Source organism: Actinomadura monticuli, assembly GCF_041463655.1.
Taxonomy (GTDB): Bacteria; Actinomycetota; Actinomycetes; order Streptosporangiales; family Streptosporangiaceae; genus Spirillospora; species Spirillospora monticuli.
The window spans coordinates 39,895-64,660 of the sequence record NZ_JAXCEI010000028.1; the positions used below are offsets into that span (position 1 = coordinate 39,895).

A 24,766-nucleotide genomic window follows, 5' to 3' on the forward strand; every position below is an offset into this window, starting at 1 on the left:
ACCCGCCCGCGTCAGCCCGCCGGCAGCACGCTCAGCTGCGACTCCAGCCGCCCGATGTCGGCCTCGGCCTGGGCGAGCCGGTCCCGGTTCTTCGCGACGACCGCCTCGGGGGCCTTCGCCATGAACGCCTCGTTGCCGAGCTTGCGGCGCGCCTGGTCGGCCTCCTTGCGGGCGGCGGCCAGGTCCTTCTCCAGCCGCTTGCGCTCGGCGGCGACGTCGATCGCGCCCGCGGTGTCGAGCCGCACCGTGACGCCCTCCACAGGCAGCGAGGCGGTGGCGGAGAACCCGTCGCCGGGCGCGGTGAGGCGCAGCAGCGCGCGGACGCCCTCCTCGTGCGCGGCCAGCGGCGAGCCGCCCCACTCCAGCGCCGCCGCGACCTTCTGGCCGGGCTTCAGGCCCTGGTCGGCGCGGAACCGGCGGACCTCGGTCACGAGCCGCTGCAGCGACTCGATCTCCGCCTCGGCGGCCTTGTCGGCGCGGGCGGGCTCGGCGGACGGCCACGGCGCGGTGAGGATCGTCTCGCCGCCGGTGAGGGAGGTCCAGAGCTCCTCGGTGACGAACGGGATCACCGGGTGCAGCAGCCGCAGCAGCTTGTCGAGCACCTCGCCCAGGACGCGCCGCGTCGCCTCGGCCCGCTCGTCGGCGAGCTGGACCTTGGCCAACTCGACGTACCAGTCGCAGACCTCGTCCCACGCGAAGTGGTAGAGCGCCTCGCACGCCTTCGCGAAGTCGTAGCCCTCCAGGTGCTCGTCGACCTCGGCGATGACCGACTGGAGGCGCGACAGGATCCAGGCGTCGACGGTGGTCACCTCGGCGGGCATGCCGCCGCGGACGTGCGCGCCGTTGATGAGCGCGAACCGCGTCGCGTTCCACAGCTTGTTGCAGAAGTTGCGCGACCCCTGCGCCCACTGCTCGGCCACCGGGACGTCGCCGCCCGGGTTCGCGCCGCGCAGCAGCGTGAAGCGGGTCGCGTCCGCGCCGTACGCGTCGACCCAGTCGAGCGGGTCGATGACGTTCCCGAACGACTTGGACATCTTCTTGCCGTACTGGTCGCGGACCATCCCGTGCAGGGCGATGGTGCCGAACGGCTGGACGCCGTCCATCGCGTACAGCCCGAACATCATCATGCGGGCGACCCAGAAGAAGAGGATGTCGTACCCGGTCACCAGCACGGACGTCGGGTAGAACCGCTCCAGTTCGGGTGTCTTGTCGGGCCAGCCGAGCGTGGAGAACGGCCACAGCGCCGAGGAGAACCAGGTGTCGAGGACGTCGGTGTCCTGCGTCCAGCCGGCGGGCGGCTCCTCGTCGGGCCCCGGGCACACGACCTCGCCGCCCGGCCCGTACCAGACCGGGATGCGGTGGCCCCACCACAGCTGCCGGCTGATGCACCAGTCGTGCATGTTGTCGACCCACTCGAAGTAGCGGGACGCCATCTCCGGCGGGTGGATCTCGACGCGGCCGTCGCGGACGGCGTCGCCCGCGGCCCGCGCCAGCGACTCCACCTTCACGAACCACTGCAGCGACACGCGCGGCTCGACGACCGTGGCGCAGCGCTGGCAGTGCCCGACCGAGTGCTTGTAGGGACGGACCTCCGCGACGATGCGGCCCTGCTCGCGCAGCGCCGCCACGACCGCCGGGCGCGCCTCGAACCGGTCGAGCCCCTCGAACGGGCCGGACGCGGTGACGACGCCGCGCTCGTCCATCACCGACAGGGACGGCAGGTCGTGCCGGCGGCCGATCTCGAAGTCGTTGGGGTCGTGCGCGGGGGTCACCTTGACAGCGCCCGTCCCGAACTCGGGGTCGACGTGCTCGTCGGCGACGACCGGGATGCGGCGGCCGGTCAGCGGGAGCTCGATCTCCCGCCCGACCATGTGCCGGTACCGCTCGTCGTCGGGGTGGACGGCCACGGCGGTGTCGCCGAGCATCGTCTCGGCCCGCGTCGTCGCGACGACCAGCTCGTCCTCGCCGGAGCCGTACCGGATCGAGACCAGCTCGCCGTCGACCTCCTCGTGCTCGACCTCGATGTCGGACAGGGCCGTCAGGCAGCGCGGGCACCAGTTGATGATGCGCTCGGCGCGGTAGATGAGGCCGTCGTCGAACAGCCGCTTGAAGATCGTGCGGACGGCGCGGGCGCGGTCGTCGTCCATCGTGAACGCCTCGCGCGTCCAGTCGACGCTGTCGCCGAGGCGGCGCATCTGGCCGAGGATCCGGCCGCCGGACTCGGCCTTCCACTGCCAGACCCGCTCGACGAACGCCTCGCGCCCGAGGTCGTGCCGCGACCGGCCCTCCTTGGCCAGCTCGCGCTCCACGACGTTCTGGGTGGCGATGCCGGCGTGGTCCATGCCGGGCACCCACACCGTCTCGTGGCCCTGCATGCGGCGCCGCCGGACGAGGGTGTCCTGGATGGAGTGGTCGAGGGCGTGCCCCATGTGCAGCGAACCGGTGACGTTCGGCGGCGGGATCACGATCGAGTACGCGGGGCGCTCCGGCGCGCGGCCGGGATCGGCGGTGAACAGCCCCTCCGATACCCACCGCTCGTAGAGCCGGCCCTCGACGTCGGCCGGTCGGTACTGGGTGGGCAGGTCGACGTCCGCGGCGGCCCCCTGGCCGCGCTCAGTGCTGGGCTGTGTCACGGCTGACGATTCTACGGGGACCCCGGGGGTGACCGGCCCCCGGGACGCCCGCGCGTGCGCGAGAATCTGCCCCGGCGAGCACCCGCGTTCGCGATCGTCACGCGCATCGCCATCGGCTCCGAGCACGACGGCACCACGACCTCCAGGCCACGATGCGCGACATCCGCGGGGGCGTGGAGGATCGATCCGCCGGGCCCTGATCAGCCCCTGAGAGCGTTTTCCCGTCGCGGTCGGGACACAGGTCACCTGACACTGGGTCGCCTCGCCCGAAAAGGTGGTCACCGAAGGTCCGCGACACCGGGGCGGAGAGAGAGGGACGGGATGCGAGCGGTACTGGCACGCGCCGCCGTGCTGGCCGGCGCGTTCACCGCGGGGGCCGTGGCGGCACGTGCCGCGACCATCCCTCACCTCCGCCGCCTCACCGCGGACCTGCAACGTTCCCGCGAGCGGATCCTCGCCAGCCGCGAGGAGGAGCGCCGGCGGCTCCGGCACGACCTGCACGACGGGCTCGGGCCGACCCTCGCCAGCCTCGCCATGTCGCTGGACGCGGCGCGCATCACCCTCGCGTGCGAGCCGGAGCGGACCGACCCGCTGCTCGCCGAGGTCCGCGACCGGCTGGCGAGCGCCGTCGGCGACATCCGCGACCTGGCGCACGGGCTGCGGCCGCCCGCGCTGGACGACCTCGGCCTCGTCGCCGCCATCGAGTCGTTCGCGGAGGGCTGCTGCGAGCGGGTCGACGTCCGATTCGACGGCGAACCGGCGGGGCTGCCCGCGGCCGTCGAGGTGGCCGCGTACCGGATCGCGCAGGAGGCGCTGACGAACGTCCGGCTGCACGCCCCGGAGAGCTGCGCGTCCGTCCGGCTCAAGCGCGACACCGAGCTGCAGCTCGTGGTGGCCGACACCGGCCCCGGCCTCCCCGACCCCGCGCGGGGCGCCCCGAAGCCGCGCCGCGGGCTCGCCGCGATGAAGGAGTGGGCGGCCGAGCTCGGCGGCAGCTGCGTGATCACCTCCCGGAACGGCGGCGGGACCCTCGTCTCCGTCCGGCTGCCGCTCGGCACCGCCGAGAACTCAGCCGGGTATCATCGGCCCTCGGTCGGGAGAAGGCGGGCGTAGATGACGGAGACCATCCGGGTGCTCATCACCGACGACCACCCGGTGTTCCGGCAGGGCCTGAAGGGTCTCTTGCAGGCGCTGGGCGTGGAGGTCGTCGGGGAGGCGGAGAACGGGCCGGAGGCGGTGAAGCTGGCGGCCGAGCTGCAGCCCGACGTCGTCGTCATGGACCTGCACATGCCGGGCGGCAACGGCATCGAGGCGACCCGCACCATCACCCGGACCAGTCCCCGCATCGGCGTGCTGGTGCTGACGATGTTCCGCGACGACGACTCCGTCTTCGCCGCGATGCGCGCCGGTGCCCGCGGCTACCTGCTGAAGGAGTCCGGCGCCGAGGAGATCGCCCGCGCCGTCCGGGCGGTCGCGGCCGGCGAGGCCATCTACGGCCCGGAGATCGCGCGCCGCGTCCTCACCTACTTCACCGACATGCCCGACCCGAGGCGGGCCGCGTTCCCCGAGCTGACCGAGCGCGAACGCGAGGTCCTCGAGCTGATCGCGCAGGGCCGCAGCAACGCCGAGATCGCCGGGACGCTCTTCCTCAGCCAGAAGACCGTCCGCAACCACGTCTCGAACATCTTCATGAAGCTGCACGTCGCCGACCGCGCCCAGGCCATCGTCGTGGCCCGCGAGGCCGGCCTCGGCGAATCCCGCGGCTGACCGCCACTCCGCCTGCCCCGCTCATCCACCGCATCCGGCCGCCGGGCTCTGGACGCCGCATGCCGCCGCCGATCGCCGTCCGCCCAGGAAAGCGAGAACGCCTCCGGCCGGCGGCCGGAGGCGTTCTGGTGCCGCGGAGGCCCCCACTTCGGGGCCCCCGATCAGGCGGACTTCTCGCGCGGCTCGCGCTTGGGACGGTCCCGTGGGACGAGGGTCGGGTTGACGTGTTCCAGGACGGCCTCGCGGGTGATGACGACGCGGGCGACGTCCTGGCGGCTCGGGACCTCGTACATCACGGAGAGGAGGACCTCCTCCATGATGGCGCGGAGGCCGCGGGCGCCGGTGCCGCGCAGGATGGCCTGGTCGGCGATCGCCTCCAGGGCGTCGTCGGTGAACTCCAGGTCGACCCCGTCGAGTTCGAAGAGGCGGTGGTACTGGCGGACCAGCGCGTTCTTCGGCTCGGTCAGGATGTTGATGAGGGCGTCGCGGTCCAGGTTGTGGACCGAGGTGATCACCGGGAGGCGGCCGATGAACTCCGGGATCATCCCGAACTTCAGCAGGTCCTCCGGCATCACCTCGCCGAGCACGGCCGACGACACCTCGAAGTCGGACTTGGAGCGGATCTGCGCGCCGAAGCCCATGCCCTGCTTGCCGACCCGGGACTCGACGATCTTCTCGAGCCCGGCGAACGCGCCGCCACAGATGAACAGCACGTTCGTGGTGTCGATCTGGATGAACTCCTGGTGGGGGTGCTTGCGGCCGCCCTGCGGCGGGACGCTCGCGGTGGTGCCCTCCAGGATCTTCAGCAGGGCCTGCTGGACGCCCTCGCCCGAGACGTCCCGGGTGATCGAGGGGTTCTCGCTCTTGCGGGCGACCTTGTCGACCTCGTCGATGTAGATGATCCCGGTCTCGGCCTTCTTGACGTCGTAGTCGGCCGCCTGGATCAGTTTGAGGAGGATGTTCTCGACGTCCTCCCCGACGTATCCGGCCTCCGTCAGCGCCGTGGCGTCCGCGATGGCGAACGGGACGTTGAGGAGTTTGGCGAGCGTCTGCGCGAGTAGCGTCTTACCGGATCCGGTGGGGCCGAGCAGCAGGATGTTCGACTTGCCGATCTCGACCGGGTCGTCCCTGCCGGTGTCGCCCGACTGGATCCGCTTGTAGTGGTTGTAGACGGCGACGGACAGCGCCTTCTTCGCCGTGTCCTGCCCGATGACGTAGGAGTCGAGGAACTCGTAGATCTCCCGCGGCTTGGGCAGGTTGTCCCACTTGAGGTCGGAGGTCTCGGAGAGCTCCTCCTCGATGATCTCGTTGCAGAGATCGATGCACTCGTCGCAGATGTACACGCCCGGACCCGCGATGAGCTTCTTGACCTGCTTCTGGCTCTTCCCGCAGAACGAGCACTTGAGCAGATCACCACCGTCGCCGATGCGTGCCACCCAACTGTCTCCTTTTCGTGGGGCCGCCCGCCGTAGAGGATGCGGCGCAGCTCGGTTGCGTCCCGAAGGCTCTCGACGTTGGATTCGACGTTACCGCCTCCAACGGACTTGGAAAGCCCCTAGCCCGGAAAGTGTGGCGCCCGGGCTGGGGGTCTCCCTCGTCCTAGTGCCGTCTCACGACGACACTACCTCGGCCTTCCGCTTCCTGCTGGCGAAGACGTCGTCGATGAGACCGTAGTCCTTCGCCTCGTCCGCCGTGAGGATCTTGTCGCGCTCGATGTCGTGCCGGACATCCTCGATGCTCCGGCCGCTGTGCTCGGCCAGGATGCTCTCCAGCAGCTCGCGGATCCGCATGATCTCGCGGGCCTGGATCTCGATGTCGCTGGACTGGCCGTAGGTGCCCTCGGTCGCGGGCTGGTGGATCAGGATCCGCGAGTTGGGCAGCGCCGCCCGCTTGCCCGGCGTCCCCGCCGCGAGCAGCACCGCCGCCGCGGACGCGGCCTGCCCGATGCAGACCGTCTGGATGTCGGGCTTGACGAACTGCATCGTGTCGTAGATCGCCGTCATGGCGGTGAAGGAGCCGCCGGGCGAGTTGATGTAGATGCTGATGTCGCGGTCGGGGTCGATCGACTCCAGCGTGATCAGCTGGGCCATCACGTCGTTGGCGGACGCGTCGTCGATCTGCACGCCGAGGAAGATGATGCGCTCCTCGAACAGCTTGTTGTACGGGTTCATCTCCTTGACCCCGTACGTGGTGCGCTCGACGAACGACGGAATGATGTAGCGGTTGTCGACCGGCATCGGGCCGGCGCCCGGCCGGACCATATCGGCGAAACCGGGTCGGTACAGGTCGCTCACAGCGTGCCTCCGATTCGTTGTGCGGTCGTCAGGAGACGGGGCCCTCGGAGGGCACCTGGTTGGCGCTGAGCACCACGTGGTCGACCAACCCGTAGTCCTTGGCCTCGTCGGCGGTGAACCAGCGGTCGCGGTCGGAGTCGCGCTCGATCTGCTCGAGCGACTGGCCGGTGTGTTCGGCGATCTTCTCGGCGAGCGTCTTCTTCACGTACAGCATCTGCTCGGCCTGGATCTTGATGTCGGAGGCCGTGCCGCCGATGCCGCCGGACGGCTGGTGCATCATGATCCGCGCGTGCGGCAGCGCGTACCGCTTGCCGGTGGTGCCCGCGCAGAGCAGGAACTGGCCCATCGACGCGGCCAGGCCCATGCCCACCGTGACGATGTCGTTCGGGACGTACTTCATGATGTCGTAGATCGCCATGCCGGCGGTGACCGAGCCACCTGGCGAGTTGATGTAGAGCGTGATGTCGCGGCGGCCGTCCTCGGCCGACAGCAGCAGGAGCTCGGCGCAGATGCGGTTGGCGATGTCGTCGTCGACCTGCTGGCCGAGGAAGACGATGCGCTCGCGCAGCAGCCGCTGGAACAGCTGGTCGCCCAGGGGCGACAGGGGCGCCTCGGCGACCCGCGCCTGGATCCGCGACGACTCGTCGAAAGTCGGAGGCATGCTCACCGGGTGTTCCTCCGGTCCTTTTAATCGGTCTGGATGATTGGACATTAACGCGCCACCGGGCCCGCTTAAGCCCGGGGGGCCGCCTTTTCGCCAGGGGCGTACCCGGGCGGCGCCGGACCCCGCCCGCGTACCGGACGATCTTCGCCAACGGGACGTCGCGGGGACGTCCCCCTCATCCCCCGCTTCGCTCCGCTCATACGCGGCGCGGCCGCACGGCGCCCCTCCCCTCGCACGTCCGCCCCTCCGCATGCGACACGCCCCGCACCCGGTGTACGGATGCGGGGCGTGTGCTCGACGTGCGAGAGAGCGCCTTAGGCGTCCTTGTCCTTCGTGTCCTTCTCGTCCTGCGCCTCGGGGGCGGGGGCCTCCTCAGCGGCGGCCTCAGCCGTCGCGGCGGGGGTCTCCTCGGCGGCGTCCTCGGCGGCGCCCTCGGCGCCGGCGTCCTCGGCGCCGGCGTCCTCGGCGCCGGCGTCCTCGGCCTGGACGGTCTCGCCCGTCTCGCCGTTCAGCTCCCGCTGGACGGCCTCGACGTCGATCTCGTTGCCCGACTCGTCCTTGACGGTGACGTGCTCGACGACGAGGTTCAGCGCCTTGCTGCGCAGCACCTCCGAGACGATCGCCGGAAGCTGGTTGTTCTGCGTCAGGTACTCGGCGAGCTGCTGCGGCTGCACGCCCATCTGCATCGCCTGCGTGACGACGTACTCGCTGAGCTCCTCGTTCTCGACGCCCAGCTCCTCCTGGACGGCGAGCTGGTCGAGGACGAAGCCGCCCTTGACCGCGAGGCGGGCCGCGTCGGCGACCTCGGTGTCGAACTCCTCGGCGGACTTCTCCTCGTCCTTGAGGTAGTCCTCCTTGGTCATGCCGGCCATCTGGAGCTGCTGCTCCAGCTGCTGGTTGCGGCGGCCGATCTCCTCTTCCACGACCTTCTCGGGAAGCGGGATGTCGACCTTCTCCAGCAGCGCCTCCAGGGCCTTGTCGCGCGCCTCGGACAGCTGCTGCAGCCTCACCTGCCGGCCGAGCCGGGTCCGGACGTCCTCGCGCAGCTCCTCGATGGTGTCGAACTCGCTGGCGAGCTGGGCGAACTCGTCGTCCAGGTCGGGCAGGTTCTTGACCTTGACGCTCTGCACGGTGACGGTGACCTCGGCCTCCTCGCCGGCGTGCTCGCCGCCGGCCAGGGTGCTGGTGAACGTCTTGTCCTCGCCCGCGGCGAGGCCGACGAGCGCCTCGTCCAGGCCCTCGATGGAGGAGTTGCTGCCGACCTCGTAGGAGTAGCCGGTGGTGGAGGCGTCCTCGATCTCCTCGCCGTCGATCTTCGCGACGAGGTCGATGGTGGCGAAGTCGCCGTCCTCGGCGGCGCGCTCGGCGCCGGTGAGCGACGCGAAGCGCTCGCGCAGGTTGCCGATCGTCTCCTCGACCTGCTCGTCGGTCACCTCGGCGTCGTCCACGACGACCTCGAGGCCGTCGTAGTCGGGCACCTCGAACTTCGGCCGGATGTCGACCTCGGCGGTGAAGGCGAACTGGGTGCCGTCGTCCAGCTCGGTCACCTCGACGTCGGGCTGCCCGAGCACGAAGATCTCGGACTCCTCGACGGCGCGGCCGTACAGCTCGGGGAGCGCGTCGTTGACGGCCTCCTGCAGCACCGCACCCCGGCCGACGTACTTGTCGATCAGCGGGGCGGGGACCTTGCCGGGCCGGAAGCCCTTGATCCGCACCTGCTGCGAGATCTCCTTGTACGCCTTGTCGAGGTTCGGCTTGAGCTCGTCGAACGGAACCTCGACGGTGAGCTTGACCCGCGTGGGGGTCAGCTCCTCGACATCGGTCTTCACTGGGGTAGGTCTCCTTGATCGGGCGCTGTCTCGGCCGCGGCGTTCGACGCGTGCTCAACTCGAGGGGCGCGGGCACGCCGAAATACGGCTCCGCGCCTTCGCGCCGACAAGTCTATGGGGTCGCGGCCCCGGCTGCGGACACCGGCCGCCCACAACACCGGGCGAATCCCGTCAACGCCGCCGTACAGGGAGTGACAGGAGTGACCGAAAGGCCCATACTCGTCCGGGATGAACGGGATTGCTGCGGCCGTCGGTGCCACCGGCCTCTACTATTTCGGGTTCGCCGTCTTCAAGCTCGCGGCGGACCGGATGCCCGCCGTGCGGGGCAACCGCATCCTGAACATGACCTGGGTCATCGTCAGCAACTGGATCTTCCTGATCGCGCTCGGCATCGTGCTCGGCGGGCTCAGCCTGCAGATCGTCGCGCTGCGGAACCTGCCGCTGTCCCAGGCCGTGCCCATCTTCATGTCGGGCATCGTGCCGCTGCTGCTGATCGCGCTGGTCTTCTTCGGCGAACGGCTCACGGCGCGCGAGTGGCTGAGCCTGGTGCTCATCGGCGGGGCGATCCTGCTGCTGACCGCGTCGCTGAGCGGGGACGAGCCGATCAGCTCGGCGGACGCGCCGCTGTGGAAGATCGCGGTCGTGGTCGCCCCGGCGGTCGCGGTGCCGGTCCTCATCCTCGTCCTCGGCGACTACCGGCCGGACGGCCGGCACGCGCGCCCGGTCACCGGCATCGCCTACGGGCTCAGCGCCGGCTTTCCGGTCGGCACCGCCGAGCTGGCGATCAAGGGATGGAGCGACGACGCGGACGCCACCAGCCTGCGGATCGCCGCGACGCCGTGGCCGTACCTGACCCTCGTGGCGGCGGCCATCGGGTTCGGGATCATGGTGATGGCGTTCCAGCGCTGCCGCACGTCGATCGTGGCGACGGTCATGACGGTGGCCGCCAAGTCCTACCTGCTGACCATGGGCACGTTCCTGTACGGGGAGCCGTGGCCGCAGGACGCCGCGCACTCGGCGATGCGGCTCGGCGCGCTGGCGCTGGGCGCGGTCGCCGTCGTGCAGTTCCCCCGGCACCGGCCGGTCGAGGAAGAGCCGCAGAAGGCGTCCGGTGAGGACGACGCCTACGCGTCGCAGGACCCCTTCGGCGATTCGGCGGTCGGCGGGCCCGCGCTGGGCGGGCCGCGGATCGGGCCCGTCCACGGGGCCCCCGTGCCGCCGCCGCAGGCCTCCCCCTACGCGCGCGACCCCCTCGGCCAAGGCCCGTACAACCCGCCCGAGGGGTACGTGCCGCCCCGTGAGGGGACGCCGCCGCGCCGTCCCGTCCGGCCGCAGAGCCCCACCGAGACCGGGGCGGACGGACGCTGGCGCGGGTTCGCCGAGTGACCCTGGAAGCGGCGGTCCCCGGCCTCCGGTGAGGCCGGGGACCGCCGCGTTTCAGCGGTCCTTGCGGTCCTTGCCGAGGAGCCCCTTGTCGAGGCCGGCCCGCCGGAGGGCGTCGGCCATGGCGCCGCCGCCTCCCTGACCGCCCCCGGCCTGACCACGGTTCTGCCCTCCGCGGTTCTGGCCGCCGCGACCTCGGCCGCCGCGGTTCTGGGCACCGCGATTCTGGCCGCCGCCGCGCGGGTTCTGGCCGCCGCGGTCCGGGCGTCCGCCGCGGTCGCCCTGCTCGCCGCGCCGCCCACCGCCGCCCTGCTTCCCGCCGCCCTGCTTGCCACCACCCTGCTTGCCACCACCGGGCTCGTCGTCCAGCCGGAGGGTGAGCGAGATGCGCTTGCGCTGCAGGTCGACGTCCAGCACCTTCACGCGGACGATGTCGCCGGGCTTGGCGACGTCGCGCGGGTCCTCGACGAACTTGTCGGACATGGCGGAGATGTGGACGAGCCCGTCCTGGTGGACGCCGACGTCCACGAACGCGCCGAACGCGGCGACGTTGGTGACCACGCCCTCCAGCAGCATCCCCGGCTCGAGGTCGGCGATCTTGTCGACGCCCTCCTTGAACGTGGCGGTCTTGAACGCCGGGCGCGGGTCGCGGCCCGGCTTCTCCAGTTCGGCGAGGATGTCGGTGACGGTCGGCAGCCCGAACGTCTCGTCGACGAACTCGGCGGGCTTCAGCGAGCGCAGCACGGCGGTGTTGCCGACGAGGCCCTTGAGGTCGCCGCCCGCCGCGTCCAGGATGCGGCGGACGACGGGATACGACTCCGGGTGCACGCTGGAGGCGTCGAGCGGGTCGTCGCCACCGGGGATGCGCAGGAAGCCCGCGCACTGCTCGAACGCCTTCGGCCCGAGGCGCGGGACGTCCTTCAGCCCGCCGCGGCTGCGGAAGGGGCCGTTGGCGTCGCGGTGCGACACGATGTTCTCCGCGAGCCCCTCGCCGATGCCGGAAACCCGGGTGAGCAGCGGCGCGGACGCGGTGTTGACGTCCACGCCGACGGCGTTGACGCAGTCCTCGACGACGGCGTCCAGGGAGCGCGACAGCTTCACCTCCGAGACGTCGTGCTGGTACTGGCCGACGCCGATCGACTTGGGGTCGATCTTGACCAGCTCGGCGAGCGGGTCCTGGAGGCGGCGGGCGATGGACACCGCCCCGCGCAGCGAGACGTCCATGCCGGGCAGCTCGCGCCCGGCGTACTCCGACGCCGAGTACACCGACGCGCCCGCCTCCGACACCATGATCTTGGTGAGTTCGAGGTCGGGGTGCCGGGCGATCAGGTCGGCGGCGAGCTTGTCGGTCTCGCGGGACGCGGTGCCGTTGCCGATGGAGACGAGGTCGACCTTGTGCTCGCGGGCCAGCCGGGCCAGCGTCTCGATCGACTCGTCCCACTTCCGGCGGGGCTCGTGCGGGTAGATCGTGTCGGTGGCGACGACCTTGCCGGTGGCGTCGACGACGGCGACCTTCACGCCGGTGCGCAGGCCCGGGTCGAGGCCCATGGTGGCGCGGCTGCCGGCGGGCGCGGCGAGCAGGAGGTCGCGCAGGTTCGCGGCGAACACGCGGACCGCCTCGTCCTCGGCCTCCTGCCGCAGCCGGGTGCGCAGGTCGATGCCGAGGTGGACGAGGATCCGGGTGCGCCAGGCCCAGCGGACGGCGTCCGACAGCCACTTGTCGGCCGGGCGCCCCTGGTCGGCGATCTGGAACCGGCGGGCGATCTCCGCCTCGTACGAGCTGCGCGCGGCGGAGTCGTCGGCCTCCTCGGGCTCCAGGTCGAGGTCGAGGACCTCTTCCTTCTCGCCGCGGAACAGCGCGAGGACGCGGTGCGAGGGCAGTTTCGCGAACGGCTCGGCGAACTCGAAGTAGTCGGAGAACTTGGCGCCGCTCTCCTCCTTGCCCTCCCGGACGCGCGAGACCATCCGGCCCTGGTTCCACATGCGCTCGCGCAGCGCGCCGATGAGGTCGGCGTCCTCGGCGAAGCGCTCGACGAGGATGGCGCGGGCGCCCTCCAGTGCGGCGGTCTCGTCCGCGACGCCCTTCTCGGCGTCGACGTAGGCGGCGGCCTCGGACCGCGGGTCGCGGGACGGGTCGTCCAGCAGCAGCTCGGCGAGCGGTTCGAGGCCGGCCTCGCGGGCGATCTGCGCCTTGGTGCGCCGCTTCGGCTTGTACGGGAGGTAGATGTCCTCCAGCCGCGCCTTGGAGTCGGCGGCCATGATCTGGGCCCTGAGCTCGCCCGTGAGCTTGCCCTGCGACTCGACCGACTCCAGGATCGCGGCGCGCCGCTCGTCCAGCTCGCGCAGGTAGCGCAGGCGCTCCTCCAGCGCGCGGAGCTGCGCGTCGTCGAGCGTTCCGGTCGCCTCCTTGCGGTAGCGGGCGATGAACGGGACGGTCGCCCCGCCGTCGAGCAGGTCGACTGCGACCCGCACCTGCCCCTCGCGGACGCCGATCTCCTCGGCGATGCGCTGGGTGATGGACGGCGTGGTCTGGTCGCCGGACGTCTGGCTGATGGTCGCTGTCACAGCTTGGATTCGCTTTCTCCCCTGAATGTCGCCTGTGCATTGTCCAGGGAACGGGGCCGGTTGTCTTGTCACCGCTCGAAGGACGGGCCGGTCGGCGACCGGCCGTCCCCGCTCATCCGCGAGAGGGTAGGGCTAACTCCCCCATGATCCGCCCCTGATGGGGGGCCTGGGCCCACTGGGCCGCCGGACGTCCGGCGACACAATGGTGGGACCGGGAGCGGCCGCGGCGGCTCCCCCAGGACCTCGGAATCCTTGGAGGACGGGTGGACGGCGGGAATCACCTCATCGACCGGCTGGGCGGGCTCGCCCGCGCGACGTTCCTCAACGTCGTCCGGGCGGTGGCCCAGATCGTCCTGGCCTACGCGGTGAACCTCCCGCTGTTCATCCTCGCGGTGCTGTCGCTCGCGTTCATCCCGCTGGGCGTCGGGATCGTGCTGGCGCCGTCGGTGCTGCTGGCGATCCGCGCGGTGGCGAACCTGCAGCGGACCCTGGCCGCGAACTGGCAGGGCGTGCCGATCCCGGAGCCGTACCGGCCGGAGCCGGCCGGGGCGTCCGGTCCGATCGGGCGCCTGAAGTGGGTGCTCGGCGACCCGGCGACGTGGCGGGACCTGCTGTGGTCGCTGCTGAACGTGCCGGTCGCGCTCGTCCTCGGGGTGCTGGCCGGGGGCATGACCGTGTACGGGCTGGAGGGCCTGTTCGTGGCGTGGTGGGTCGCGCTGCTGACCGGCTACGGCTGGGGCCCGTTCTGGATGATCGAGGACTTCGGCGCCGTCGGCTACGCGGGGACGGTCGTCGGCGGCGCCCTGCTGCTGGTGCTCTCGGTCCCGGCGGGCGGGGCGATCCTGAGGGCGCACGCGCTGTTCGGCCGGTCGCTGCTGGCGCCGACGCGGAGCGCGCTGGCCGAGCGGGTGCGGCGGCTGACCGAGACCCGGTCGGAGACCGTGGACGCCTCGGCCGCCGAGCTGCGCCGCATCGAGCGGGACCTGCACGACGGCGCGCAGGCCCGGCTGGTCGCGCTGAGCATGAACATCGGGCTGGCCGAGGAGATGATGAGGCACGACCCCGAGATGGCGCAGAAGCTGCTGGCCGAGGCCCGGGAGGCGAGCGGGACGGCGCTGACGGAGCTGCGCGACCTGGTGCGCGGCATCCATCCGCCGGTGCTGGCCGAGCGCGGGCTGGACGGGGCCGTGCGGGCCCTGGCGCTGACCCTGCCGCTGCCCGTGGACGTCCACGTCGACCTGCCCGGACGCGCCGACGCGCCGGTGGAGTCGGCGGCCTACTTCGCGGTCGCGGAGATGCTCGCCAACGTCGTCAAGCACTCCGGCGCGCGGCGGGCCTGGGTCCAGGTCGAGCATTCCGGCGGCCGGCTGCTGATGATCGTCGGGGACGACGGGACGGGCGGCGCCGACCCGGCGGCGGGCGGCGGGATGCGCGGCATCGAGCGCAGGCTGGCGGCCTTCGATGGGACGATGGCGGTGACGAGCCCGCCCGGCGGGCCGACCGTCGTGACCATGGAGCTGCCGTGCGCGTTGTCATCGCCGAAGACCTCGCCCTCCTCCGGGACGGGCTGATCCGCCTGCTGGAGGCGTTCGGCTTCGAGGTCGTCGAGGCCGTCGACAACGGCCCGTCGCTGCTGCGGGCGCTGACCGCGCACCGCCCGGACGTCGCGGTGGTGGACGTGCGGCTCCCGCCGACGTTCACCGACGAGGGGCTGCGGGCGGCGCTGGAGGCGCGCGAGCAGGTCCCGGGGCTGCCGGTGCTGGTGCTGTCGCAGCACGTGGAGCAGCTGTACGCGCGGGAGCTGCTGTCCGACAGCACGGGCGGCATCGGCTACCTGCTGAAGGACCGCGTGTCGGACGTGAAGGTCTTCGTCGACTCGGTGCGCCGGGTCGCGGACGGCGGCACCGCCCTCGACCCGGACGTGGTGTCGCAGCTGCTCACCCGGCACGCCCGCGAGGAGCCGCTGCAGCGGCTGACCCCCCGCGAGCGCGAGGTGCTGGGCCTGATGGCCGAGGGGCGGTCGAACGCGGCGATCGCCGGGAAGCTGTTCGTCACCGAGAAGGCGATCAGCAAGCACACCAACAGCATCTTCGGCAAGCTCGGGCTGCCGCCGTCGGAGGACGACAACCGCCGCGTCCTGGCCGTCCTCGCCTACCTGGGCACCTGATCACCGGGCCGGGTCGCGGGGCCGGTCACCGGGTCCCGTCACCGGGCCCAGGGCGGGACGATCCGCTCGTCTCCCTGGGGTGCGATCTCGCACCTGTCGGGGTCGACCCGGGCCTCGGGGTCGTAGGCGAGGCAGCCCGCGTGGGCGGCGACGACGGCGGTGAACCCGGAGCCGCCGGTCGTCATCTGGCGGGGCAGGCCGGCGGGCAGGACGACGGTGTCGCCGGCGCCCGCCTCCAGCCTGCGTCCGTCCAGGTCGACGGTGGCGGCGCCGTCCAGGAACGTCCAGACCTGCTCGGTGTCGAAGGCGTGCAGCGGGCCGGTCCGGCCGGCCGCCATGTCGACGCGCCAGACGGCGATGCCCTCGGTGCCGCCCTGCGTGGGCGTGGCGAACGTTGTCATGGTGCCGTTCGGCGTCTCGGTGCGGCGGCTTTCGTCGTGGCGGATGAGCGTCATGAGCCCCGATCCCCTAGTTTAGACAATGTGGTTGTCCATATAGTCAATGAGGTTGTCTTTCATGTCAAGTGACGCGCCCGGATTCGAGCTGCCGCTGCGGCTCTTCCTCGCCTTCCGCGTGATCGTCGACGAGTTGCACGCCGAGCTGGCCCGGGAGGGGCATCCGGAGCTGCGGCCGATGCACGGGTTCGTCTTCCAGGCGATCGGTCCGCACGGCACGACGGCCGTGGAGCTCGGCCGCCGGCTCGGGGTGTCCAAGCAGGCGGCGGGCAAGATGGTCGAGTCGCTGGAGCGGGCCGGGTACGTCGAGCGCGGCGCCGACCCCCGGGACGCCCGGCGCAAGATCGTCCGGCTGACGGCGCGGGGGACGGACTCGCTCGCCCGGTCCGCGGCGATCTTCGACCGGATCCGGGACGACTGGGCCCGCTCGCTCGGCGCCGACCGGCTCGGCGCCCTGGAGGACGACCTCCGCCGGATGACGCCCGCCGACCTGTGGCGCCTCGACATGCCCGGCTGGTTCGGGACGGCCTGAAACTCTTTCGGCGGACCGGCGGCCGCATGACTCCAGGCAGTCGCTTAGACCACCCGCCCGGGCGGTTCCAGGCCCTCCGCGAGCCCTTGAACGCGCCGTCCGGCCCGGTTACCATCCTTCCAATTCTTAGGAAAGTTTCCTAAGAATTGAGCGGGGATTCCTGTTTGATTCGGGGGCCGGACCGAACGGAGAATCATGCCAAGACCGGGCGGACGGCGGGCCATCGCGCTCGCCGGCGCAGCGACACTGACGGCGGCCACCGCCCTGCTCACGGCGCCCCCGGCGTCGTCGGCGGGGACCGTCACCGCCACCTGCAAGAAGGGTTCCGACTGGGGCACCGGCTTCGACGGAAGCTGCACCATCACCAACGGGACCGGTTCGGCCGTCAACGGCTGGAGACTCGAAGCGGACATGCCGTCCGGGACGTCCGTCGGCAACGTCTGGGACGCGACGAAGACCGTCTCCGGGAACCACTACACCTTCACCAACGCGGGCTGGAACGGCACCATCGCGCCCGGCGCCAGCGTCGGCTTCGGGTTCGGCGGCAGCGGCTCCGGCTGGTTCGCGAACTGCACGGTCAACGGCGCGTCCTGCGACGGCACGGGCACCCCCGGCGGCGACACCGAGGCCCCCGCGGCCCCGTCCGGCCTCCGGTCCACCGGCAAGACCGCCACGAGCGTCACGCTGGCCTGGAACGCGTCGACCGACAACGTCGGCGTCACCGGCTACGACGTCTACAACGGCGGCGCCAAGGCCGCCTCCACCACCGGCACCGGCGCCACCGTCGGCGGGCTGTCGGCCAAGACCGCCTACACCTTCATCGTCAAGGCCCGCGACGCCGCCGGGAACACCTCTCCCGCCTCGGCCTCCGTAGCGGTCACCACCGACGAGGGCGGCAGCGGCGGCGGGGACAAGATCGTCGGCTACTTCGTCGACTGGGGCGTCTACCAGCGGAACTACCACGTCAAGAACATCGAGACCAGCGGCTCCGCCGGCAAGCTCACCCACATCAACTACGCGTTCGGCAACGTCCAGGGCGGCAAGTGCACCGTCGGCGACAGCTACGCGGACTACGAGAGGGCCTACACCGCCGACCAGAGCGTCGACGGCGCCGGCGACACCTGGGACCAGCCGCTGCGCGGCAGCTTCAACCAGCTCCGCAAGCTCAAGAAGCTGCACCCGGGCCTGAAGGTGCTGTGGTCGTTCGGCGGCTGGACGTGGTCCGGCGGCTTCGGCCAGGCCGCGCAGAACCCGGCCGCGTTCGCCGAGTCCTGCTACGACCTGGTCGAGGACCCGCGCTGGGCGGACGTGTTCGACGGCATCGACATCGACTGGGAGTACCCCAACGCCTGCGGACTCACCTGCGACACCAGCGGCCCGAACGCGCTGAAGAACGTGCTGTCGGCGCTGCGGTCCACGTTCGGGTCGAACAACCTCGTGACGGCCGCGATCACCGCCGACGCGAGCGACGGCGGCAAGATGGACGCGACCGACTACGCGGGCGCCTCGCAGTACGTCGACTGGCTCAACCCCATGACCTACGACTACTTCGGCGCCTGGGCGGCGCAGGGGCCGACGGCGCCGCACTCGCCGCTCACGTCCTACCCGGGCATCCCGCAGGCGGGCTTCAACTCCGCCGAGACCATCGCGAAGCTGAAGGCCAAGGGCGTCCCGGCGAGCAAGCTGCTGCTCGGCATCGGCTTCTACGGGCGCGGCTGGACGGGCGTCACCCAGTCCGAGCCGGGCGGCGCCGCGACCGGTCCCGCGCCCGGCACCTTCGAGGCCGGCATCGAGGACTACAAGGTCCTCAAGGGCAAGTGCCCCGCCACCGGCACGGTCGGCGGCACCGCCTACGCCAAGTGCGGCGGTGAGTGGTGGAGCTACGACACCCCGTCCACCATCGGCGGGAAGATGGCCTTCGCCAAGGACCAGGGCCTCGGCGGCGCCTTCTTCTGGGAACTCACCGGTGACACCGCGAACGGCGAGCTGATCGGCGCCATGCGCGGCGGGCTCGGCTGAGCCGGGCACCGCGGAGAGCGGTCTCGGCCGGGCCGTTCGCAGATGGGGCACTCCCAGCCCCCTCAGACGGCCGGGACCATCGGGCCCCTGACCCAACGGACGCCGGGTCAGGGGCCCGCTTCTCGCTCCCGGCGTCCCCGACGGGCCGGGCGCGGCCGGATGCTTTAATCCGGGTTGTGACCCATGACGCCGGACACCCCGCGCGCCGCCGCGCATGATCGAGGCGGTGCTGTTCGACCTGGACGGGACGCTCCTCGACCACGAGGGCGCGGCGAGCGAGGCGATCGTCCGCTCGTTCCCGGACACGGACCCGGCGTGGCTCGTCCCGCGCTGGCGCGAGCTGACCGAGGCGGCGGTCGACCGCTACCTGGCGGGCGAGCTGGACTTCACCGCCCAGCGTCGCTCCCGGATCCTCGCGCTCGCCGCCGACCTCGGCCTCGGCGACTGGGACGACGCCCGCGCCGACGCCTGGCTCACCGGTTACGTGGCGCGGTACGCGGCGGCGTGGCGCCCGTTCCCCGAGGTGCCGTGCGTCCTGGACGTCCTCGCGGAGCGCGCCCTGCGGCTCGGGGTGATCACGAACGGGGACGCCGCGCAGCAGCGGGCGAAGATCGAGGGGATCGGGCTGGCGGACGTCCTGCCGTACGTCGTGGCGTCCAGCGAGGCGGGCTCCGCCAAGCCCGCCGCCGCGATCTTCCACACGGCGTGCGCGGGGCTCGGCGTCTCCCCGCACGAGGCCGCCTACGTCGGGGACCGGCTCGTCACGGACGCGCGGGGCGCCGCCGCGGCCGGCCTCACCGGCGTGTGGCTGGACCGCTCCGGCGACCCGCCGCCGGACGGCCTGGAGGTCACCCGGATCACGTCCCTGGACGCGCTGCCCGCGCTGCTGCCCTGAGACGGCGCGGCGCGGGCGGCCGGGGCCGTCCGCGGCGCGAGCGTCAGATCTGGAGCACCGCCTCGATCTCCAGGACGAGCTGGACCTTCTGCCCCAGCCCGAGCCCGTTCCCGCCGGGGACCTTGGCGGCGTCGCCGACGCCGAACTCCAGCCGGTCGATCTCGCCGGTCGCCGTGAACCCGGCCCGGGCGCCCTTGAACGGGTCGTCCTGCAGGAACGGGTCGGGGCCGAACCCGCCGATCTCCAGCTTCAGCGGGACGGGCCTGGTCAGCCCGCGCAGGGTCAGCTCGCCGTCCAGGACGAAGTCGTCGCCGTCGGGACGCACGCCGGTGGAGCGGTACGTCATGGCCGGGTACTTCGCGACGTCCAGGAAGTCGGCCGACCGGACGTGCTCGTCGCGCTGCGCGTTCCCGGTGTCGATCGAGGACAGGTCGATGGTCGCGGTCACCGACGAGCCGAGCGGGTCGTCGCCGGTCACGATCGTCCCCTCGAACGTCCCGAATCGGCCGCGGACCTTGCTGACCATCAGGTGCCTGATCGTGAAGCCGACGCCCGAGTGGACGGGGTCGATCGTCCAGGTGCCCGCGACATAGCCGGGGATCTCGACAAGCTGGGCGGTCATGGTGTCTCCTATGGTTACGAAAGGTGAGTGGGTTCCGAACAGTCACCATGGTGCGGACACCCGCGTCACCCGCACAAGAAGGCACTTTTTTCTGCCTCGGTCACCTGGAGAGAACCATGAAGCACTCGCCGACCACCTGCCGGGCCCGCGAGATCCTCGACAGGGTCGGCGACAAATGGTCGCTGCAGGTCGTCGCACTGCTCGGGGAGGGCACCCAGCGGTTCAGCGAGCTGCGGCGCGGGATCGACGGGATCAGCCAGCGGATGCTCACCGTCACCCTGCGCGGCCTGGAACGCGACGGCATCGTCACCCGCACCGTGTACCCGGTCGTCCCGCCGCGCGTGGACTACTCCCTCACCCCGATGGGCGCGACGCTGATGGACGCCGCCGGCACCCTCGTCTCCTGGGCCGAGAGCCACCTCTCGGAGATCGACGCGGCACGCGCCGACTACGACGCCCGCGCCGCCGAGTCCGCGCGGGGACAGGCGTAGGCGTACGGAAACCATGTGCCGCCGGCCGCGCCCCGGAGGTAGCGTGGGCGGCGATGGACCTTCACGAGGTGGGACGGCGAGCTAGCCGCGCCGAGCCGGGGAACGGGCAGTCGTGCCCGGCCCGGCTCGGCGGTGTGCGCCGTCATCCCATCGACCTCGTGAGGCCGTCCCATGCGCTCGACTGACATCCGTTCGACCTTTCTCGACTTCTTCCGGGACCGCGACCACCGCGTCGTGCCGTCCGGCCCGCTCGTCCCGTCCGACCCGACGCTGCTGCTGACGAACGCGGGCATGAACCAGTTCAAGCCCTACTTCCTGGGTGAGACCGCGCCGGAGCATTCCCGGGCGGTGTCCGTGCAGAAGTGCGCGCGCACGTCCGACATCGAGAACGTGGGCCGCACCACCCGGCACGCGACGTTCTTCGAGATGCTCGGCAACTTCTCCTTCGGCGACTACTTCAAGGAAGAGGCGATCGCCTGGGCGTGGGAGCTGTTCACCCGCCATTACGACCTCGACCCGGGCCGCCTGTGGGTCACCGTCTACCTCGACGATGACGAGGCCGTCCGCCTCTGGCGGCGCGTCGGCGTCCCCTCATCGCGGATCCAGCGGCTCGGCAAGGCCGACAACTACTGGTCGATGGGCGTTCCCGGCCCGTGCGGCCCGTCGTCCGAACTGCACTACGACCGCGGGCCCTCCTTCGGGCGCGAGGGCGGGCCGGCCGTCGACGGCGAGCGCTACCAGGAACTGTGGAACCTCGTCTTCATGCAGAACCTCCGCGGCGAGGGCACGGGAAAGGACGACTACCCGATCCTGGGCGAACTCCCCGCGCGGAACATCGACACCGGACTCGGCCTCGACCGGCTCGCGGCCGTACTGCAGGACGTCGACACGGTGTGCGAGACGGACCTCCTGTCCCCCACCTTCGAACTCGTCCAGGAGATGGCGGGCCGCGCCTACCCGGGCCGCGACGGGAGCGACGACTCGACCTCCATCCGCGTCGTCGCCGAGCACTCCCGCTCGATCGCGTTCCTCATCGCCGACGGCGTCCTGCCGTCCCGCGACGGCCGCGGCTACGTCCTGCGCCGGCTGATGCGCCGCGCGATCAGGCACGCACGCCGCCTCGGCATCGACCCGGCGCTCCCGGACCTCACGTCCAGCGTGGTCGGCGCCCTCGGCGGCGCCTGGCCGGAGCTGACCGCGCACGCCGCGCTGATCCGCCAGGTCGTGACGGCCGAGGAGGAGGGCTTCGAGCGCACGCTGCGCCAGGGCTCCCGCATCCTCGACACGGCGATCACACGCGCGACCTCGACCATCTCCGGCCGCACCGCCTTCGAACTGCACGACACCTACGGCTTCCCGATCGACCTGACCGTCGACGCGGCGCGCTCGGCGGGCCTCACCGTCGACGAGGACGAGTTCGCGGCGCTCCTCGACGCCCAGCGCCGCCAGGCGCACCGGGCGAGCCGCGACAAGAAGGGCGACGCGGTGGCCCGCCGGGACCTCTACCGCCGCATCACCGCCGAACACGGCCGCACCGACTTCGTCGGCTACTCGTCCGGAACGGCGGAGACGACGGTGCTGGCGGTCCTCCCCCGGCCCGGAGGGACCGCCGACGTGCTCCTCTCCCGCAGCCCCTTCTACGCGGAGTCGGGCGGGCAGGTCGGCGACAAGGGCGAACTGCGCACCTCCACGGCACGGGCGCAGGTCCTCGACACCCACCTCGGCCTCGACGGCCTGCACGTGCACACCGTCCGCGTCCTGGACGGCGAACTGCACCCGGGCGATGAGGCGGAGGCGACCGTCGACGCGTCCCACCGGGCCGCGACCGCCCGCTCCCACAGCGCCACCCATGTCCTGCACGCGATGCTGCGCCGCCTCCTCGGCGACCACGCGACCCAGCGCGGCTCCCTCGTGGAGCCCGGCCGCCTGCGTTTCGACTTCACGCACCCCGGTTCGGTCGAGACCGCACCACTGCAAACCCTCGTCAACGACTACCTGCTCGACGACCCCGACGTCCGCGTCTGGGAGGCGACCCGCACCGAAGCGGAGAAGGCCGGCGCGCTGGCGCTGTTCGGCGAGAAGTACGGCGACACCGTCCGCATCGTGGACATCGGCGACGCGTCCCGCGAACTGTGCGGCGGCACCCACGTCGGCCACGGCTCGCAGGCGGGCCCCGTCCACATCGTCGGCGAGTCGTCCATCGGCACGGGCCTCCGCCGCATCGAAGCGCTCACCGGCCCCGACGCCCTGCGCCACTACGACCACCAGACCCGCCTGCTCAACGAACTGGCGGCACTCCTGCACGTCCACCCCGACCAGGCCCCGGACCGGCTACGCCAACGCCTGGAAACACTCGCGGCCACCCAGCGCCAACTGGAGAAACTCCACCAGGCCGAACTGAACGCCCACGCGCGGCGCCTCGCCTCCCAGGCGGAGCGGGTCTCGGACGGCTGGCTGGTAGCGCAGACCATCCCCGGCCTGACCGGCGCGGACCTCCGCACCATCGCGACCGGCATCCTCGACCCGCGCGGCGTCGTCATCCTGGGCACCGAGTCCGACGGCAAGGCGGCGCTGGTGGCGGCGGCGGGCACGGACACCGGCATCCGGGCCCGCGACCTCCTGACCCGCGCCGCCCAGCAGGTCGGCGGCGGCGCGGGCGGCAAGGGCCCGCTGGCGAACGCGGGCGGCCGCCGCCCCGAGAACCTGCCGCAGGCGATCACCACGGCCGCAGCCGAAGCCCGCACACTCCTGAAATGACGAGGGCCGGGCGCGCTCGACGCGCCCGGCCGTCTCCTGTCGGGCTGGCGGGATTTGAACCCACGACCCCTGGCACCCAAAGCCAGTGCGCTACCAAACTGCGCTACAGCCCGCCGGTGACGGAAGAAGTCTAGTCCCGATCACCCCCCGCCCGCTGCGCCGAACCCGCATCCAGCCCGCCCGGCCCGCCCGCCTCCGCAACCCTGTACGCTACGGGATGGCGATCGAGACCCACCCGGGCCTCCTTCAGCTCGCGGGCGTAGCTCAATGGCAGAGCCCCAGTCTTCCAAACTGGCTACGCGGGTTCGATTCCCGTCGCCCGCTCCCACTGAAAAGGCCCAGGTAGGAACTGTGTTTCCCCACCTGGGCCTTGTCGTTTCTCAAGATCGCTAACGCTTCCGTGCCCGTTGCGTGCCCGATCGTTTCGGCGTGCCCTTGTCACTCTTGTCACTGGCCCGAGCCACCGTGAACGCCTCCCCCAGCGCGGCCGCGATCACCTTGTCTCGATCTTGGCTGGCGTGCTGGTAAATCAGCGCGGCACGGGACGAGGCGTGGCCCATACGGGACATCAGTTCTTTGAGGCTCGCGCCCGTGGTTGCCGCAAGCGTGTTGCCGACATGGCGCATGTCGTGGAAGTGGAGGTCAGGAAGGCCGACGTCCACCCGCACCTTGTTCCAGATGCGCCGAAACCCGGAACGCCGAAGGGGGCCGCCCCGAGGGCCGACGAACACCCGCCCGGAGCCACTGATGCTTGATCTGACTGCTGGTCGTCTCGTTGCGCATGGCAGTCAATTTCTGAGCGGCGGTTCGGTCAGCTTTGAATCTTCGAGCGAAATTTCACTCGAGGGTGCAAGTTTCGGCACGCAATTTTATATTTCGGGTGGGCGAGAACACTCTTCTGCATACCGACTCCTCTCCCTTCGTCGCGCTAACGCCCTAAATCTCGCTCTCAACAATCTGGACCTCAGTGCTTGTCGTTTCCTTGGATGTCACAATCTTGACAAACTTAGGATTGAAGGAGCCTCCTATTTCGCGGCTGCCCCCGGGCCTACAGTAAGCGTCGTACGATCGCAGAAGAACATGTCTGGAGGTCAAGGCGCCGCACTAGGATAGCAATAAAAAGTAACTGGTTGTCTACTACAACAAGACAAGCCAGTTGGCTTGCAAACGATTCAGATACTCTCAGCACTAAGGATGTTAGTGCAATTTATCGATCTCTCAGAAAAGGAGCAGAAGAGGGCAAGGATGAAGCCATGGCATCCGACTTTTACTATGGCGAAATGGAGATGCGGCGTCGAGTCAATAGCTCACCGTTCGCAGAACGTCTGATACTTCACTCCTATTGGGGAATTGCCGGATACGCTCTTAGGTCGAGCCGAGTAGCACCTGCGCTGCTTCTCACTGCAACTCTCTTCTCTGGACTCTTTGGCATGAATGGTTTCCGAGACCGTTCTGGTCCATTTCAAGGTGAAAGCAAAATTGTGTCGTCTAATGGATCTTCAAATGCTCGCCTATTCATTCAAGGAGTCAAGGATTCTGAGAATTGGCTGTACGTGACTAGTGCGGCTACTGAGGTGATCTCAGGGAAATCGATCCGGACAAGGATGCCTTCCCTGTCACGAACGAGGCTTTGAGGGCGGACACGCGGACGATCAGGCGGCACCCGGAAAGGGCGTGGAGCCCCCGGTAGAAG

Annotated in this window: 19 protein-coding genes and 2 tRNA genes; 11 read left to right on the forward strand and 10 right to left on the reverse strand. The window is 70.9% G+C overall.

The genetic code is table 11. From position 1 onward, the window contains the following. Positions 1 to 11: 11 nt before the first annotated feature. A complete protein-coding gene (locus SM611_RS36030) occupies positions 12 to 2,633 on the reverse strand; it encodes a valine--tRNA ligase (protein WP_371954886.1) in 2,622 nt (873 codons plus the stop codon). Between the two features lie 321 nt (positions 2,634 to 2,954). Between SM611_RS36030 and SM611_RS36035 the strand changes: the two genes are divergently transcribed. Both SM611_RS36035 and SM611_RS36040 read left to right on the forward strand, forming a co-directional pair. Next, a complete protein-coding gene (locus tag SM611_RS36035) occupies positions 2,955 to 3,746 on the forward strand; it encodes a sensor histidine kinase (RefSeq protein ID WP_371954887.1) in 792 nt (263 codons plus the stop codon). After that, on the forward strand, positions 3,747 to 4,400 hold the full coding sequence (locus tag SM611_RS36040; RefSeq protein ID WP_371954888.1) for a response regulator transcription factor: 654 nt from the start codon (positions 3,747 to 3,749) through the stop codon (positions 4,398 to 4,400). Between the two features lie 161 nt (positions 4,401 to 4,561). Here SM611_RS36040 and clpX read toward each other — a convergent pair whose 3' ends face one another. From clpX to tig, 4 genes are all read right to left on the reverse strand, one after another. Further along, complete coding sequence (gene clpX / locus SM611_RS36045; RefSeq protein ID WP_371954889.1) at positions 4,562 to 5,836, reverse strand: ATP-dependent Clp protease ATP-binding subunit ClpX; 1,275 nt, start codon at positions 5,834 to 5,836, stop codon at positions 4,562 to 4,564. Between the two features lie 174 nt (positions 5,837 to 6,010). Beyond that, positions 6,011 to 6,661, reverse strand: a complete 651-nt coding sequence (locus tag SM611_RS36050) for an ATP-dependent Clp protease proteolytic subunit (RefSeq protein ID WP_371954908.1) — start codon at positions 6,659 to 6,661, stop codon at positions 6,011 to 6,013. Positions 6,662 to 6,722: 61 nt separating this feature from the next. Continuing rightward, positions 6,723 to 7,355, reverse strand: a complete 633-nt coding sequence (locus tag SM611_RS36055) for a ClpP family protease (RefSeq protein ID WP_371954909.1) — start codon at positions 7,353 to 7,355, stop codon at positions 6,723 to 6,725. Between the two features lie 317 nt (positions 7,356 to 7,672). Continuing rightward, positions 7,673 to 9,187 carry a trigger factor gene (tig, locus tag SM611_RS36060; protein WP_371954890.1) on the reverse strand — a complete coding sequence of 505 codons (1,515 nt, stop codon included), beginning with the start codon at positions 9,185 to 9,187 and terminating at the stop codon, positions 7,673 to 7,675. 228 nt (positions 9,188 to 9,415) lie between these two features. On the opposite strand from tig, the gene SM611_RS36065 reads away from it, so the two are divergent. Further along, complete coding sequence (locus tag SM611_RS36065) at positions 9,416 to 10,573, forward strand: hypothetical protein (protein ID WP_371954891.1); 1,158 nt, start codon at positions 9,416 to 9,418, stop codon at positions 10,571 to 10,573. Between the two features lie 51 nt (positions 10,574 to 10,624). On the opposite strand, the gene SM611_RS36070 is transcribed toward SM611_RS36065, so the two are convergent. Continuing rightward, positions 10,625 to 13,135: a Tex family protein gene (locus SM611_RS36070; RefSeq protein WP_371954892.1), complete on the reverse strand. Its 2,511-nt coding sequence runs from the start codon at positions 13,133 to 13,135 to the stop codon at positions 10,625 to 10,627. 263 nt (positions 13,136 to 13,398) lie between these two features. Here SM611_RS36070 and SM611_RS36075 point away from each other — a divergent pair, with 263 nt between their 5' ends. After that, positions 13,399 to 14,706 (forward strand): sensor histidine kinase, encoded by a 1,308-nt coding sequence (locus SM611_RS36075; protein ID WP_371954893.1) that lies wholly within the window; start codon positions 13,399 to 13,401, stop codon positions 14,704 to 14,706. After that, complete coding sequence (locus SM611_RS36080; protein ID WP_371954896.1) at positions 14,658 to 15,302, forward strand: response regulator; 645 nt, start codon at positions 14,658 to 14,660, stop codon at positions 15,300 to 15,302. Before SM611_RS36075 ends, SM611_RS36080 begins: the two co-directional genes overlap by 49 nt. A 38-nt stretch (positions 15,303 to 15,340) precedes the next feature. On the opposite strand, the gene SM611_RS36085 is transcribed toward SM611_RS36080, so the two are convergent. Further along, positions 15,341 to 15,757, reverse strand: a complete 417-nt coding sequence (locus SM611_RS36085) for a cupin domain-containing protein (protein WP_371954899.1) — start codon at positions 15,755 to 15,757, stop codon at positions 15,341 to 15,343. A gap of 61 nt (positions 15,758 to 15,818) precedes the next feature. Here SM611_RS36085 and SM611_RS36090 point away from each other — a divergent pair, with 61 nt between their 5' ends. The 3 genes from SM611_RS36090 (at position 15,819) to SM611_RS36100 (ending at position 19,203) form a co-directional block, all read left to right on the forward strand. After that, positions 15,819 to 16,289 (forward strand): MarR family winged helix-turn-helix transcriptional regulator, encoded by a 471-nt coding sequence (locus SM611_RS36090; protein WP_371954900.1) that lies wholly within the window; start codon positions 15,819 to 15,821, stop codon positions 16,287 to 16,289. Between the two features lie 195 nt (positions 16,290 to 16,484). After that, positions 16,485 to 18,308, forward strand: coding sequence for a glycosyl hydrolase family 18 protein (locus SM611_RS36095; protein WP_371954902.1), 1,824 nt, complete (start codon positions 16,485 to 16,487; stop codon positions 18,306 to 18,308). A gap of 226 nt (positions 18,309 to 18,534) precedes the next feature. After that, positions 18,535 to 19,203 (forward strand): HAD family hydrolase, encoded by a 669-nt coding sequence (locus tag SM611_RS36100; protein ID WP_371954903.1) that lies wholly within the window; start codon positions 18,535 to 18,537, stop codon positions 19,201 to 19,203. Between the two features lie 43 nt (positions 19,204 to 19,246). Here SM611_RS36100 and SM611_RS36105 read toward each other — a convergent pair whose 3' ends face one another. Next, on the reverse strand, positions 19,247 to 19,825 hold the full coding sequence (locus SM611_RS36105; RefSeq protein WP_371954904.1) for a YceI family protein: 579 nt from the start codon (positions 19,823 to 19,825) through the stop codon (positions 19,247 to 19,249). Between the two features lie 116 nt (positions 19,826 to 19,941). On the opposite strand from SM611_RS36105, the gene SM611_RS36110 reads away from it, so the two are divergent. Both SM611_RS36110 and alaS read left to right on the forward strand, forming a co-directional pair. After that, entirely contained in the window at positions 19,942 to 20,316 is a 375-nt protein-coding gene (locus tag SM611_RS36110) for a winged helix-turn-helix transcriptional regulator (RefSeq protein WP_371954905.1), read from the forward strand. 171 nt (positions 20,317 to 20,487) lie between these two features. Next, entirely contained in the window at positions 20,488 to 23,073 is a 2,586-nt protein-coding gene (gene alaS / locus SM611_RS36115) for an alanine--tRNA ligase (RefSeq protein WP_371954906.1), read from the forward strand. 39 nt (positions 23,074 to 23,112) lie between these two features. On the opposite strand, the gene SM611_RS36120 is transcribed toward alaS, so the two are convergent. Then, positions 23,113 to 23,186 (reverse strand) — tRNA-Pro (locus SM611_RS36120). 140 nt (positions 23,187 to 23,326) lie between these two features. On the opposite strand from SM611_RS36120, the gene SM611_RS36125 reads away from it, so the two are divergent. Next, positions 23,327 to 23,397, forward strand: a tRNA-Gly gene (locus SM611_RS36125). A 65-nt stretch (positions 23,398 to 23,462) separates the two neighbouring features. Here SM611_RS36125 and SM611_RS36130 read toward each other — a convergent pair. Continuing rightward, positions 23,463 to 23,861: a tyrosine-type recombinase/integrase gene (locus tag SM611_RS36130; protein WP_371954910.1), complete on the reverse strand. Its 399-nt coding sequence runs from the start codon at positions 23,859 to 23,861 to the stop codon at positions 23,463 to 23,465. Positions 23,862 to 24,766 lie beyond the last annotated feature (905 nt).

Coding starts and splice junctions, on each gene's coding strand:
- SM611_RS36105 (WP_371954904.1), bottom strand. CDS start 19,825: ATGACCGCCCAGCTTGTCGAGATCCCCGGCTATGTCGCGGGCACCTGG.
- SM611_RS36035 (WP_371954887.1), top strand. CDS start 2,955: ATGCGAGCGGTACTGGCACGCGCCGCCGTGCTGGCCGGCGCGTTCACC.
- SM611_RS36050 (WP_371954908.1), bottom strand. CDS start 6,661: ATGGTCCGGCCGGGCGCCGGCCCGATGCCGGTCGACAACCGCTACATC.
- SM611_RS36040 (WP_371954888.1), top strand. CDS start 3,747: ATGACGGAGACCATCCGGGTGCTCATCACCGACGACCACCCGGTGTTC.
- SM611_RS36110 (WP_371954905.1), top strand. CDS start 19,942: ATGAAGCACTCGCCGACCACCTGCCGGGCCCGCGAGATCCTCGACAGG.
- SM611_RS36095 (WP_371954902.1), top strand. CDS start 16,485: ATGCCAAGACCGGGCGGACGGCGGGCCATCGCGCTCGCCGGCGCAGCG.
- SM611_RS36085 (WP_371954899.1), bottom strand. CDS start 15,757: ATGACGCTCATCCGCCACGACGAAAGCCGCCGCACCGAGACGCCGAAC.
- SM611_RS36065 (WP_371954891.1), top strand. CDS start 9,416: ATGAACGGGATTGCTGCGGCCGTCGGTGCCACCGGCCTCTACTATTTC.
- alaS (WP_371954906.1), top strand. CDS start 20,488: ATGCGCTCGACTGACATCCGTTCGACCTTTCTCGACTTCTTCCGGGAC.
- SM611_RS36090 (WP_371954900.1), top strand. CDS start 15,819: ATGTCAAGTGACGCGCCCGGATTCGAGCTGCCGCTGCGGCTCTTCCTC.
- SM611_RS36055 (WP_371954909.1), bottom strand. CDS start 7,355: ATGCCTCCGACTTTCGACGAGTCGTCGCGGATCCAGGCGCGGGTCGCC.